The following is a 13,276-nucleotide window of genomic DNA, read 5'->3' as shown; positions in this document are numbered from 1 at the left end:
ATCACCCGCTCCAAGCGCGCAATTGCGCGCCAGGGCGGGTGATGACAATCGGAGCGCAAGCTACCTCGCCCGCCTTACCCTGACATAAAGCGCACCGGCACCGCCGTGCCCGATATGCGCTTCCTCGAATCCCACCACCAACGCGCGAAACTCCGGCAGGCCCAGCCAGATCGGCACCTGACGCCGCAAAATGCCGCGTTCGGATTCGAGGCTGCCGGTGCGGCCCTTGCCGGTGATGATCAGCACGAAGGACATGCCGTCGTAACTCGCACGCTGCAGGAACGTGGCGAGCGCACGATGGGCACGCTCCTGCGTCATGCCGTGCAGGTCGAGCCGCGCATCGATCTCCCTGCGGCCACGTGACAACTGCGAGCGTTCGCGACGACCGAGCACCGCCAATGGGGGCATCGTCGGAGCAACATGCTTCACTACTTTGGCCGGCGGCGCCTCCACCAGTTTGCGCGACATGGGCAGAGCAGGCGGCGGCGGCGCGGCCTCGATCACCACGGGGTCCGGCTTCACGATCCGCGTCCGCTTGCGCAGCGGCTTCACTTGTTTGGCGACACCTTCCCACAACACGCGTTCGTCCTCGCTGAGGGACGATGACGACGGCGGGGCGGATCGATGATCTGTGGCGGACGCGAGCGTTTCATTGCCAGGGGAAGCGGAAGAACGACGACGGCTGCGCCGGCGCGCGGCGATGGACACGACGCTTATACTTGGCACGCTGCGGCTTGGCTTCCTGTTTCGCCTCTGGCGGAGGATTCTTGGCGAGTTGTGGCGCCGATGTCGGCCGCGCCTCCGGCATCGGGATGGCGGCAACGGCAGCCGCCGGAACGGCAATCGCTGCAATCTCGGCCGGCTTCGGCGCGGGCAGTGGCACGGTGGTCGCAGCAGGGATTGCCGGTTTGGCCTCCGATACGGGCTCGGTTTTGGCGGCAGCAGGCTTCTCGGGCGTTGCCGCAGGCGCCTTTGCTGTTTCCGGTTTCGCAGTCTCCGCTTTCGGCGGTTCGGGCTTCACGGCCTCTGTCTTCGGCGGCTCCGCCTTCGCAACTTCGACCTTCGCCGGCTCGGTCACCGGTGTCTGCGGAAACAGTTTTGCGATCTTCGCCGACGGCCTGATATCCGGCAGCGGCATATTGTGGCCACGCGCGGAGGGATCGAGGCTGTTCGGCACCAGCATGACGAATTTCGCGGGATGCTTGATGCGGCCGGCGATCCGGCCCATCTCGGTGCCGGCGCCGAAATAGAGATCGGCGCGGGCCGGGCCGACAATCGCCGAGCCCGTATCCTGCGCCACCATCAGGCGGCGGAATGGCGTCTTCGAGATCTCGGTTTCGATCGGCAATTCGCCTTCGACAAAGAACGGCGTGCCATAGACATGCAGCGCCTTGTCGACGGCGATGGAGCGGCCCGGCGTCAGCGGCACGCCCTGCGCGCCCACCGCCTCATCTTTCTCGGAGAGCTGCACTTCGCGGAAGAACACGAACGCCTTATTCTGCCGGCGCACTTCATTGGCCGCGTCCGGATTTTCCTCAAAATATTGCCGGATGCGCTGCATCGACATCTGCTCGCGCGGAATGATGCCGCGATCGATCAGCACGCGGCCGACCGGCGTATAGCGGTAGCCGTTGTGGGAATCGTAGTTGATACGAACGAAGCTGCCATCTTCCATCCGCACGCGCGCGGAGCCCTGGATCTGCGAGAACAAGAGATCCGTCTGGCTCTTCAGCCAGGCGATCTCCAGTCCGCGACCGGCAATGGCGCCATCCTCGATCTGCGCGCGATCATAATAAGGGACAAGCTTGCGGCGGCCGATCTTGCGGAAGACATCGCCGCTATTGGGCAGGCTGGGTGACGCCTGGCTATATCCGCGCACGAACAGGTTCGACGGCCGGCGATAGACCGGCACCGTATAGACATCGGTTTTCGTCTTCGAGCCATCGACGATGGGCTCATAGTAACCGGTGACAAAACCTTCGGGCTCGCCGAGGCGCGAGATGCGAACAGGCCGGAAATTGGTTTCGAAGAAAACGCGCGTCTTCGCGGCGTCGCTCACATCCGCCGATTTCGCAGCGGCGCAGGCATCACGCAGGGAATCGCCGAGGGTCTTGGAATCGGTGGATGGTTTGCGCTGAGCCGAGATCGGGCGGCAGCTCGCCTGGAATGCCGCAAAGGCCTCGCGCGGATCGTCCTCGCTCCAGCCTGCGATTTCCGACCACGGCACCGGCATATATTGGCTGCCAGGAAACTCGAACGGAGATTCGCGCACCGGATTGTAGCGCGGGACATAAGCCTCGGAATGTCCGCGGCTTTTATATTTGTGATTGAGGCTGCGCGCGTCGGCGGCGCCCGCCAGCAGAGTGACGACGCATGCCGAGGCACACGCAGCAAGCGCCGCGTGTCGCCGTAGCTTATTGGCCGGCGCCGGTGCCAACCAGCTTCCAGTTCGGATCGCGCGAGGACAGATCGCGGGCAAAGGTCCAGACGTCGGTGATGTCAGACACGCTCTCGGCGTTGCCATCGACCACGTTGCCGGCCTTGTCGCGCGTCGCCGAAATCATCTGCGACACGAAGCGGATAGTCAGCTGCGCGGTGCGATCGCGCACTTCCGCGCCGACGATATCCGCTTTGTCGATGGAGACGAAGCGGGTCTCGGTCTTCAGCTCATTGCTCTCGCGATCCTTGATGGCGGCGTCGAAGCTGTCGAACACTTCGCCGGAGAGCAGATCCTTGAGCGCGCGGCGGTCGCCATTGGCGAATGCCAGCACGATCATTTCATAGGCACTCTTGGCGCCGGTCAGGAAGTGACGCGCATCGAAGGACGAATCCTGCTCGACCATGGCATCGAGGCCGGCGGCCAGCGGCGTGCCCGGTTCGGCGATCCCCTTCCAGCGCTCTGCCGGCGAAATTTCGGCCGCCGGGGCAGGCTGGGTCTGGTCAATCGGGCTTCCAGGCATGGACACGACATTGCCATCCTGCGGCAGCGTCTCACGGGCGGCGGTCCGGTCAAACGGCGGACGTTCCTCTCCGGTACGCTGTCCGAGCACATTGCGCAGGCGCAGGAAGATAAAGACCGCCAGTGCCAGGAAGATGATGGTGTAAATGTCCACGACTGTCGCTTTCTGATCGATGCCGGGTTTTGGGGCCCGGGAAGAAGATGCCGCGGAACACGATACATCATTGGCGGCGCAATCTCATCTAGACATGAAACCTAGTCCAGCCAATGGCATGCCCTGTCGGGGGGCCTGCGGCAAAGCGGCCCCGCTCCAGACGGCAATAACGCCGGAGCGGCCGACAAGTTCTCTGGCCCAAACAACAAGCAGGCGCGGAAGGCGCGGCATATCAGCCGGTTAGGACGAATCAACCGCTGTAACGGGTGCCAAAGTCGGCCATTGAACCAGTCCAATCGGGCGTTGCTGTCCTTGTCGAAACCCGCAGCCATATGATAGCCACTCGCCCCCATAGAGGGGCCGCCTGACGCGGCTTTTCGCGGCGAATCGGCCAAAGCCGCCCGGCGGCGCTTCAGGAGATTTTCGACATGGCAAATGGCAACGGCAACGCTCCCGAGGCGTCTCCCCCCAGCTGAACGTACTGGCCCAGTACACCAAGGATCTCTCCTTCGAGAACCCGAATGCCCCGGGCTCGCTGGCTCCCCAGCAGCAGCAGCCGAACATCAATATCCAGATCAATGTCGGCGCCAACAACCTGTCGGACACCGAATATGAAGTGACCCTGTCCATCGAGGGCAAGGCCGACGCCAATGGTTCGGTGCTGTTTTCGTTCGAGCTGGCCTATGCCGGCGTATTCCGCATCGTCAACGTGCCGCAGGAAAACCTGCACCCGCTGATCATGATCGAGTGCCCGCGCCTGCTGTTCCCGTTCGCCCGCGAAATCGTCGCCACCGCCGTGCGCGACGGCGGCTTCCCGCCCTTGATGCTGGACCCGGTCGATTTCGTCGGCCTGTATCGCCAGAACCTCGAGCGTCAGCAGGCTGAAGCCGGCCAGGCGAATTAAGCTTCTTAACCTCTCCCCGCTCTGCGCGGGAGAGGTCGATGCTCGCATGCGAAGCATGAGAGCGTCGGGTGAGGGCGAGGCACTATGTGCAATCGATCTCACATCCATCGGATCGAAGATTTGGGATCCGAGATACCTTTATTGGCTCATCTCCCGAGCATGCCCCTCATCCGACCGCGCTTCGCGCGGCCACCTTCTCCCCGCAAAGAGCGGGGAGAAGGAATTACCCAGCCGCCTTGTCCGGCTCGCCCCAGAATTCCGACCAGATTTGTTTGTCGCCGAGCGTGCCGACAAAGGCACGATGCGTGGCGCGATCATCGTCCGTCACGCGGGGCGCCAGGGCCACCTCACGCTGACGGCGCGGCGCATCACCGACATTGCTGCGGACGAGTATCGGCGCATCATCCGCCAGAATCAGCGACGACTGCCGCGCACCGACCAGATCGATGTAGACCTCGGCCAGAAGCTCGGAATCGAGCAATGCGCCGTGCTTGGTGCGGCGGGAAATATCGATGGAATAGCGGACGCAGAGATCATCGAGCTTGTTCGATACGCCGGGATGCTTGCGGCGGGCGATCAGCAGCGTATCGACCAGACGATCACGCGGCACTGCTGGACGCTTGATGCGATCAAGTTCCATATTGATGAAGCCAAGGTCGAACGAGCCGTTATGCATCACCAGCGGCGAATCACCGATGAAGGCCATGAAGTCGTCGGCCACTTCATGGAAGAGCGGCTTGGTGGACAGGAATTCCGCTGACAGGCCGTGAACGTTGAACGCCTCCTGCGGCATGTCGCGCTCGGGATTGATATAGACGTGAAACGTCTGGCCGGTCGGCAGGCGATTGAAGATTTCGAGACAGCCGATTTCCACCAGACGATCGCCGCGTAGCGGATCGAGGCCGGTGGTTTCCGTATCCATGACGATTTCGCGCATTGGTGTATCGACTCAGCAAATCAGGCAGGAATTTTAAGGGCGACGTCTAGGCAGCTTAGCAGCCTCGACAAGAATTTCAGCGATCCGGGCGCGCACGGGCTCGATCCCGTGTGAGGTATCCACCACGAAGTCGGCGCGTTTGCGCTTTTCCGCATCGGGCAGCTGCCGCGCCAGAATGGCGTCAAGCTTTTCTTCGGTCATGCCGTCACGGGCCAGGATCCGCTCACGCTGGGTCTTCGCATCGGTGGAGACGACGACGATCCCATCGACGCGCTTGTCACCACCGGTCTCGAACAGCAGCGGCACATCAACAACGGCAATGTCAGCGCCGGAAGCTTCGGCATCATCGAGGAATTTCTTGTGATGCTTGGCGAGCAGGGGATGCACGATGCCTTCCAGCTTCTTCATCGCATCCGCGTCGTGCACGACCAGCGGCGAGAGCTTTGTGCGATCGACCTTGCCATCCACCGTGGTGCCGGGAAACGCCGCTTCGATCAGCGGCACCGCTTCATTTTCATAGACCATGTGCACGGTGGCATCGGCGTCATAGACGGGCACGCCGGCTTCCACGAACAGTTTTGCGGTGGTCGATTTCCCCATGCCGATCGAGCCGGTCAGCCCCAAGACGCGCATTCCCATTCCCTCATTTTATGCCGTCATTGCGAGGAGCGCAGCGACGAAGCAATCCAGCTCTTTCTTCACTTGGCTTCTGGATTGCTTCGTCGCCTTCGGCTCCTTGCAATGACGGTGAATTAAATTCCAATCATGCCTTCGCCGCGCAGAAATTTCAAAAGCGGCAGCAGCGGCAGGCCAAGGATCGTAAAATGATCGCCTTCGATCAGCTCGAACAGATGCACGCCCAGGCCTTCGAGCTGATAGGCGCCGACACTGGTCGTCACCCTGTCGCCGGCGGCATCGAGATAGGCGTCGATGGCGGCATCGTCGAGCTGGCGCATGGTCATATGCGCCACCGAGACATGTGAGAACAAGGTCGCGCCGTCGCAGGCCACCGCGATCGCCGAATGCAGTTCATGCGTCTTGCCCGAGAGGTCACGCAATTGCTGCGCCGCCTGGTCGCGGCCGGTCGGCTTGTTGAACAGCCGGTCGCCGACCGACAATGTCTGGTCGGCGCCGACCACATAGCGTCCGGGGTGTCGCAGCGAGACGAAGGCCGCCTTCTGCTCGGCGAGCAAAGCGGCGATGTCGCCAGGCGCGGTCAGATTGGAACGCTGCTGAATGCCGCGTTCGTCGATATCCGCGGGAGCTGCGTCGAAGGTAATGCCGGCACCGGCCAGCAGCATGCGTCGCGCCGCACTTTGCGACGCCAGAATCAGCGGCTGTTCGCCGCGCCAGATGGTCATTCCTGCATCCGTTGTCGCTGGCGGTCCGCCAGCAATTTCATGATCGCCGCAGCGGTCTCTTCGATCGAGCGGCGCGTCACCTCGAGCAGAGCCCAGCCATATTTGGCGCTGAGCTTGCGCGCATAGGTGACTTCATCGGTCACCGCCTGACGGTCGATATAATCGTCATTCGCCGTATCGCTACCGATCGAGAGCAGCCGGTTCTGCCGGATCTGGATCAAACGTTCCGGCGTCGCATGTAGACTGACCACCAGCGGCTTCTTCAGCGACTCGAGCTGCTTCGGAATAGGGATTCCGGGGACGAGCGGAACATTGGCGGTGCGGATGCCACGATTTGCCAGATAGATGGAGGTCGGCGTCTTCGACGTCCGCGACACGCCGACCAGGACCACATCGGCCTCTTCCAGCCCGTCGGTATGCTGCCCGTCATCATGCATCATCGAATAATTCAGCGCGTCGATCCGCTTGAAATATTCCGCGTTGAGAACGTGCTGCGCGCCGACACGGCCGGAGGTGGAGGCACCGAGGTAATTCTGGAACAGCTGCATCACCGGCCCGATGATCGAAAGGCTCGGCGAATTGATCTCCTGGCACTTGGCTTCCAGCCGTTCGACCAAATCCTTCTCAAGCAGCGTGAACAGCACGATGCCCGGCGCTTCCTCGATCTCGGTCAACACGCGGTCGAGCTGCTTCTGGCTGCGCACCAGCGGATAGACATGCTCGACGGGCGTCACGTTCGAATATTGCGCGGCCACGGCGCGGGCGACCGTGATCAGCGTCTCACCGGTGGAATCGGAGACGAGATGAAGGTGAAAAAAGCTGCCGGTGGTATGCACCATAACCCTGTGTGTTCTGTGGATCGCTGTGGAGATTTTCAGCGGAATCGGCGGCGGTGGCGAGGCGGCCGGGATAACCCGGATTCTTCTACACAGGCCTGCCTGCGGGGACACCGTTTGGCGACGTTCACAATGATAATGGGGTTATGTGGATTTGTCTCTCCGGAATCCCGCCCGGACGTCCCGCAAAGCTCGACGCCGCCTATCTTTATGGATCGCAAGAGGACTCGCAGAAGATTCAGATGGCGGTGTGCACAAGCATGGGATGACACGGGGATGACGTTGTGTCCGCCAAATCCACGGTCAAACAGACTCAAACCTTAAGAATCTAATAATAGATTGAGGGAAGAGGTTCGTGCGGATAGAGCACGGATAACCGCGTTGATCGCGCTTGCGGGCAACGGCGATGCGGGTCAGATGTTCCCCAACGATCCCGCGTATCCTCCTGATAGAGGCTAAGGCTTAGCAATGTATGAATGGGCGAAAGCTCTGCACATCGTCGCCGTCATCTCCTGGATGGCGGGCATGCTCTATCTGCCACGGTTGTTCGTCTATCACTGCGATGCCGAGGTTGGCTCCAAGCAGTCCGAGACCTTCAAGGTGATGGAGCGACGGCTGCTCAAGGCCATCATCAATCCAGCGATGATGGTCACCTGGATCCTTGGTCTCTATTTGGCGTGGTCCGGCGGCTGGTTCACATCAGGCTGGTTTCACGCGAAGCTCTTCCTAGTGCTGGTGATGTCCGGCGTTCATGGCTTCCTGACCAGCCGGGTGCGCGACTTCGCGCTTGACCGCAACACGCGAAGCGCGAAATTCTACAAGATTCTCAATGAGGTACCGACCGTCCTGATGATCCTGATCGTGATCCTGGTGGTGGTGAAGCCGTTCTGAGAATAATTTTCGCCGCTCAGATTTCGATCATGCCGGCACTTCCGGCGATCTTGCGCGTTGAGCGGATGTCCCATATGTTCGAGTTCTCCCACCCGACGCAGGCGATGCGGTTCGACCCGGCTTTTAAATCCGCCGGCCGCCACATCAGGCTTGAAGTCTCTTCAGCACCTTAACCGCTCAAGACTTCTCTGCCGGAGACCTGCGGACTTTCGTGACTCTTTTGAGCGTCCGCACCTTCTCCAGCAGCTTGCACTCCCCCTCCGATCTTCCACAGGACCACTCCCAATGCGGGAAATGAAACTTCAAGACCTCAAAGCCAAGACGCCAGCCGAGCTCGTCTCGTTTGCGGAAGAGCTGGGGGTCGAAAATGCCTCGACCATGCGCAAGCAGGAGCTGATGTTTGCCTGCCTCAAGCAACTGGCGCTGCAGGAAACCGACATTATCGGCGAAGGCGTCGTCGAGGTGCTCTCCGACGGCTTCGGCTTCCTCCGCTCGTCGGACGCCAATTACCTGCCGGGCCCGGACGACATCTACGTTTCGCCCTCGCAGATCCGCCGTTTCGGTCTGCGCACCGGCGATACCGTCGAAGGCCATATCCGCAGCCCGAAGGAGGGCGAACGCTATTTCGCGCTGCTCAAGGTCAACACGCTGAACTTCGAGGATCCTGAGAAGTCCAAGCACAAGGTCAATTTCGACAACCTGACCCCGCTGTTCCCGAACGAGCGCTTCCGCCTCGAACTGGAAGATCCGACCCGGAAGGATCTTTCCCCGCGCGTCATCGACATCGTGGCGCCGATCGGCAAGGGCCAGCGCGCGCTGATCGTCGCGCCACCGCGCACGGGTAAAACCGTGCTGATGCAGAACATCGCGCATTCGATCACGGCCAATCATCCGGAATGCTATCTGATCGTTCTTCTGATCGACGAACGCCCGGAAGAAGTCACCGACATGCAGCGCTCGGTGAAGGGCGAGGTCGTCTCCTCGACCTTCGACGAACCCGCCACCCGTCACGTCCAGGTCGCCGAAATGGTGATCGAGAAGGCCAAGCGCCTGGTCGAGCATGGCCGCGACGTGGTCATCCTGCTGGATTCGATCACCCGCCTCGGTCGCGCCTACAACACCGTGGTGCCGTCGTCGGGCAAGGTGCTGACCGGCGGTGTTGACGCCAACGCCCTGCAGCGTCCGAAGCGCTTCTTCGGCGCCGCGCGTAATGTCGAGGAAGGTGGCTCGCTCACCATCATCGCCACCGCGCTGGTCGATACCGGCAGCCGCATGGACGAAGTGATCTTCGAAGAATTCAAGGGCACCGGTAACTCGGAACTCATCCTGGACCGCAAGGTCTCCGACAAGCGCACCTTCCCGGCGATCGATATTTCCCGCTCGGGCACGCGCAAGGAAGAGCTCATCACCGATCCTCAGGTGCTCAAGAAGATGTATGTCCTCCGCCGCATCCTCAATCCGATGGGCACGATGGACGCCATCGACTTCCTGCTCGACAAGCTCCGCAACACGAAGAGCAATTCGGAATTCTTCGATTCGATGAATACGTAAGGGCGAGAAGCTCTGACGATGAAGGCGTCGCTGGAAACAGCGGCGCCTTTTTGTTTTTGGCCACCCACTCCGTTGTCATCGCCCGCGAAAGCGCGCGACCCAGTAAACATTGGCTGTCGCTTTGATCACTGCCGTCAGTGTCTACTGGATCGCCCGCTTTCGCGGGCGATGACAAAAGAGGGGCACGTGAGAATCCCGTTGCACCTCACCCCCACCATCGTCAAATAGGAGATGCATCCGCGCGATCAGACCATTTACGCACTCTCCTCCGGCCGGCCCCCGACCGCGATCGCCATCGTGCGCGTCTCGGGTCCGCGCGCCGGCGCGACGCTTGAACGCCTCGCCAAGAAAATCCCGATACCGCGCATGGCCACCCATGTGCTGCTCGCCGACGACAAGCTCGGTCCCATCGACGACGCCGTAGTGCTTTGGTTTCCCGGACCTGCCAGCGCGACCGGCGAGGACACTGCTGAATTCCACATCCACGGTGGCCGCGCGGTTCTCACCTCCCTCTTCGAAGCGCTGGCGTCCATCGATGGTCTCCGTCCGGCAGAGCCCGGTGAATTCACCCGCCGCGCTTTCGAGAACGGCAAGCTCGATCTCACCGAAGCCGAGGGCCTCGACGATCTCATTCATGCCGACACTGACCGCCAGCGGAGGCAGGCGCTTCGCCAGCTCAAGGGCCTGCTCGGCGACAAGGCCCGCAACTGGCGCCAGCAGATCATCGAAGCTCTTGCGTTGGTCGAAGTCGGAATCGACTTTTCCGACGAGGGCGATGTCTCAACCGAGCTGATGGCGCCCGCGCTCGAAAAGGCCGCAGCGCTCCATCGTGAAATCGAGCAGGTCCTATCGGCGCAGGGTCGCAGCGAAAGACTGCGCGGCGGTCTCGTCGTTGCCATCGCCGGCCAGCCCAATGTCGGCAAGTCCACCTTGATGAACCAGCTTGCCCGTCGCGATGTCGCGATCGTCTCACCGCATGCGGGGACAACGCGCGATGTGATCGAGGTGCAGCTCGATCTCGACGGCTACCCGGTCACCGTGATCGACACCGCCGGTATTCGTGAAACCATCGATCCCGTAGAAGAAGAGGGCGTTCGTCGCGCGCGCGCCCGAGCCGTCGAAGCGGATCTCGTTTTGTGGCTGGTGGATTCAGTTGATGCCGCGCGGCCGGAAGGTTGGCTGACCGAAAGCGATGCGCCGGTCTGGGTCATTAGGACGAAGACCGATGTAGCTACTATTAGCTCGGCAGACGCAACGCTCTCGATTTCGGCCGAGCGCGGCGACGGCATGAGCGAGCTGATGTCCGCACTGGTCGCATTCGCATCCCAATATTTCGGGCAGGGCGAAGCAGGTTTCATCACCCGCGATCGTCAACGCGACCTGCTTCGTCGCACGGCCAATTTGCTGCAGCATGCCGCAAGATCAGCGCAACAAGGTGACGAGCTGGTCGCAGAAGATTTGCGCGCCGCCGCGCATCAGCTCGGGCGATTGCTCGGGCGGGTCGATGTGGAAGATGTGCTCGATAGCATATTTAGGGATTTTTGCATAGGTAAGTAATAAATCCTATCACTGTGTTTCACGTGAAACATTTCTCTGCCCTCATGGTGAGGAGGCGCGTAGCGCCGTCTCGAACCATGAAATCGCTTGGATCCTGCCAAGCCGCCATCCTTCGAGACGCCGCTGCGCGGCTCCTCAGGATGAGGGGTCGGTGGAAAGGAATATGAATTAGTTTCCCTGTTTCACGTGAAACACGGCCCTCTCAGAATCTCCTTCAATCTTGTCCACAGGCGCGGTAGAAGCTGCGCCCATGCAAGACAAGTTCGATGTCATCGTTATCGGTGGTGGACACGCCGGCTGCGAAGCTGCGGCCGCGGCTGCGCGCATGGGCGCCCATACGGCGTTGGTGACCCATCGCTTCGCCACCATTGGGGCCATGTCCTGCAATCCTGCGATAGGTGGTCTGGGTAAGGGCCACCTTGTCCGCGAGGTCGATGCTCTTGATGGGCTGATGGGCCGCGTTGCGGATGCCGGTGGCATCCAGTTCCGCATGCTCAATCGTAAGAAGGGTCCGGCCGTCCGGGGGCCGCGCACCCAGGCCGACCGCAAGCTATACGCCGCCGCCATGCAGGCTGCGATCACCGCAACCGAAAATCTCAGTGTCATTGAAGGCGAGGCCGACGATCTCCTCACGGCCAATGGCCGGGTGACGGGTATCCGCCTGGCCGATGGCCGGGAACTCAGCGCCGGCGCCGTGGTGATCACTACGGGAACTTTCCTCCGCGGCTTGATCCATCTCGGCGAGAAGAACTGGCCCGCCGGTCGCATCGACGAAGCGCCAGCGCTCGGCTTGTCAAAAGCCTTCGAGCGCATCGGCTTTACCCTCGGCCGTCTCAAGACCGGCACTCCGCCGCGCCTCGACGGCAAGACCATCGACTGGTCCGCGGTCGAGATGCAGTCGGCGGATGATCCGCCGGAGCCGTTCTCGGTGATGACCGACCGTATCACCACGCCCCAGATCCAGTGCGGCATCACCCGCACGACGCCGGCCACCCACGAAGTGATCCGCGCCAATGTGCATCGCTCACCGATGTATTCCGGCCAGATCAAGAGCTCCGGCCCGCGCTATTGCCCGTCCATCGAGGACAAGATCGTTCGCTTCGGCGATCGCGATGGTCATCAGATCTTTCTGGAGCCCGAAGGGCTCGATGACGACACCGTCTATCCCAACGGCATTTCCACCTCGCTTCCGGAAGAGGTTCAGGTTTCGATCCTGGCTTCGATCCCCGGTCTCGAGCGTGTGCGGATGATCAAGCCCGGCTATGCTATTGAATACGACCATGTCGATCCCCGTGAACTCGATCCGACTCTTCAGGCGAAGCGGATGCCGGGCCTGTTTATGGCCGGGCAGATCAACGGCACCACAGGCTATGAAGAAGCCGCCGCCCAGGGCCTTGTGGCTGGTCTGAACGCAGCGCTTGCCGCGTCGGGCTCGGCGCCGGCCGTATTTGACCGCGCAGATGGCTATCTCGGTGTGATGATCGACGATCTCGTGACCCGCGGCATCTCAGAGCCCTATCGGATGTTCACGTCCCGGGCCGAATATCGCCTGACTCTTCGCGCTGACAATGCTGATCAGCGCTTGACCGACAAGGGTATTGCTCTTGGCTGTGTCGGCAGCGCCCGTATTGCCCGCCATACGGCGAAGATGGATGCGCTGGCGGCCGGCAAGGCTCTGACCAAGGAGCTGTCGATCACCCCGAACGGGGCGGCGAAGCATGGCCTGTCCCTCAATCACGATGGCCAGCGCCGATCGGCGTTCGATCTTCTCTCTTATCCGGAGAGTGAGTGGTCTACCGTAATCCGAATCTGGCCCGAACTCTCGGCCATTGACCCAGCCATCGGCACCCATATCGAGATCGACGCCAAATATGATGTCTATCTCAAGCGCCAGACGGCCGACGTCGAGGCTTTCCGCCGCGATGAAGGTCTATTGTTGACCGATGTCGATTACGACTTGGTGCCCGGGCTCTCGAACGAGGCCCGTGCGAAGCTCAAGGCGGCTTCGCCGCGGACCGTCGGGCAGGCGGGTCGTCTGGATGGTGTCACACCAGCCGCTTTGGCGATCCTGACCGCTTATCTACGCCGGGATGCCCGCAGGACCGCGACGATCAGCGTCGCTTGAT

At 61.5% G+C, this 13,276-nt stretch carries 10 protein-coding genes and 2 pseudogenes; 5 read left to right on the top strand and 7 right to left on the bottom strand.

Annotated features, from left to right (window positions below; all coding sequences use genetic code 11):
* Positions 1-60: 60 nt before the first annotated feature.
* The 3 genes and pseudogenes from RPMA_RS01000 to RPMA_RS00990 form a co-directional block, all read right to left on the bottom strand.
* Positions 61-653, bottom strand: a pseudogene (locus RPMA_RS01000) (Smr/MutS family protein).
* On the bottom strand, positions 650-2,359 hold the full coding sequence (locus tag RPMA_RS00995; RefSeq protein ID WP_408056575.1) for a murein transglycosylase A: 1,710 nt from the start codon (positions 2,357-2,359) through the stop codon (positions 650-652). The pseudogene RPMA_RS01000 and the gene RPMA_RS00995 overlap by 4 nt, the downstream one beginning before the upstream one ends.
* Positions 2,360-2,414: 55 nt before the next feature.
* Complete coding sequence (locus RPMA_RS00990) at positions 2,415-3,113, bottom strand: Tim44/TimA family putative adaptor protein (protein ID WP_211911086.1); 699 nt, start codon at positions 3,111-3,113, stop codon at positions 2,415-2,417.
* A 428-nt stretch (positions 3,114-3,541) separates the two neighbouring features.
* Between RPMA_RS00990 and secB the strand changes: the two are divergent.
* Positions 3,542-4,017: pseudogene (gene secB, locus RPMA_RS00985) on the top strand (protein-export chaperone SecB).
* A 223-nt stretch (positions 4,018-4,240) separates the two neighbouring features.
* Here secB and dnaQ read toward each other — a convergent pair.
* From dnaQ to RPMA_RS00965, 4 genes are all read right to left on the bottom strand, one after another.
* Complete coding sequence (dnaQ, locus tag RPMA_RS00980; protein WP_211911085.1) at positions 4,241-4,954, bottom strand: DNA polymerase III subunit epsilon; 714 nt, start codon at positions 4,952-4,954, stop codon at positions 4,241-4,243.
* A 33-nt stretch (positions 4,955-4,987) separates the two neighbouring features.
* Entirely contained in the window at positions 4,988-5,587 is a 600-nt protein-coding gene (gene coaE, locus RPMA_RS00975) for a dephospho-CoA kinase (protein ID WP_211911084.1), read from the bottom strand.
* A 119-nt stretch (positions 5,588-5,706) separates the two neighbouring features.
* The gene (locus RPMA_RS00970) at positions 5,707-6,315 is read right to left on the bottom strand and encodes a Maf family protein (protein ID WP_211911083.1); all 609 of its coding nucleotides are present in this window, start codon (positions 6,313-6,315) and stop codon (positions 5,707-5,709) included.
* Positions 6,312-7,151, bottom strand: a complete 840-nt coding sequence (locus tag RPMA_RS00965) for a pyruvate, water dikinase regulatory protein (RefSeq protein WP_211913370.1) — start codon at positions 7,149-7,151, stop codon at positions 6,312-6,314. Before RPMA_RS00965 ends, RPMA_RS00970 begins: the two co-directional genes overlap by 4 nt.
* Before the next feature lie 468 nt (positions 7,152-7,619).
* Here RPMA_RS00965 and hemJ point away from each other — a divergent pair, with 468 nt between their 5' ends.
* The 4 genes from hemJ to mnmG all read left to right on the top strand — a co-directional run bounded on the left by hemJ (position 7,620) and on the right by mnmG (position 13,275).
* On the top strand, positions 7,620-8,042 hold the full coding sequence (hemJ, locus tag RPMA_RS00960; protein ID WP_211911082.1) for a protoporphyrinogen oxidase HemJ: 423 nt from the start codon (positions 7,620-7,622) through the stop codon (positions 8,040-8,042).
* A gap of 285 nt (positions 8,043-8,327) precedes the next feature.
* Positions 8,328-9,593, top strand: a complete 1,266-nt coding sequence (gene rho, locus RPMA_RS00955; protein ID WP_211911081.1) for a transcription termination factor Rho — start codon at positions 8,328-8,330, stop codon at positions 9,591-9,593.
* Between the two features lie 231 nt (positions 9,594-9,824).
* Positions 9,825-11,150, top strand: a complete 1,326-nt coding sequence (gene mnmE, locus RPMA_RS00950; protein ID WP_211911080.1) for a tRNA uridine-5-carboxymethylaminomethyl(34) synthesis GTPase MnmE — start codon at positions 9,825-9,827, stop codon at positions 11,148-11,150.
* 250 nt (positions 11,151-11,400) lie between these two features.
* Positions 11,401-13,275 carry a tRNA uridine-5-carboxymethylaminomethyl(34) synthesis enzyme MnmG gene (gene mnmG, locus RPMA_RS00945; RefSeq protein WP_211911079.1) on the top strand — a complete coding sequence of 625 codons (1,875 nt, stop codon included), beginning with the start codon at positions 11,401-11,403 and terminating at the stop codon, positions 13,273-13,275.
* The last annotated feature ends 1 nt before the right edge of the window (position 13,276 follow it).

Source organism: Tardiphaga alba, assembly GCF_018279705.1.
In the GTDB taxonomy this organism is placed as follows: Bacteria; Pseudomonadota; Alphaproteobacteria; order Rhizobiales; family Xanthobacteraceae; genus Tardiphaga; species Tardiphaga alba.
Note: the sequence above shows the minus strand (reverse complement) of the source record. Positions and strands in the feature narration are given on the sequence as shown.

Bases quoted from the DNA above. Each gene is read 5' to 3' on its own strand.
- dnaQ (WP_211911085.1), bottom strand. From the start codon at position 4,954: ATGCGCGAAATCGTCATGGATACGGAAACCACCGGCCTCGATCCGCTA.
- coaE (WP_211911084.1), bottom strand. From the start codon at position 5,587: ATGCGCGTCTTGGGGCTGACCGGCTCGATCGGCATGGGGAAATCGACC.
- RPMA_RS00970 (WP_211911083.1), bottom strand. From the start codon at position 6,315: ATGACCATCTGGCGCGGCGAACAGCCGCTGATTCTGGCGTCGCAAAGT.
- hemJ (WP_211911082.1), top strand. From the start codon at position 7,620: ATGTATGAATGGGCGAAAGCTCTGCACATCGTCGCCGTCATCTCCTGG.
- rho (WP_211911081.1), top strand. From the start codon at position 8,328: ATGCGGGAAATGAAACTTCAAGACCTCAAAGCCAAGACGCCAGCCGAG.
- mnmE (WP_211911080.1), top strand. From the start codon at position 9,825: ATGCATCCGCGCGATCAGACCATTTACGCACTCTCCTCCGGCCGGCCC.
- mnmG (WP_211911079.1), top strand. From the start codon at position 11,401: ATGCAAGACAAGTTCGATGTCATCGTTATCGGTGGTGGACACGCCGGC.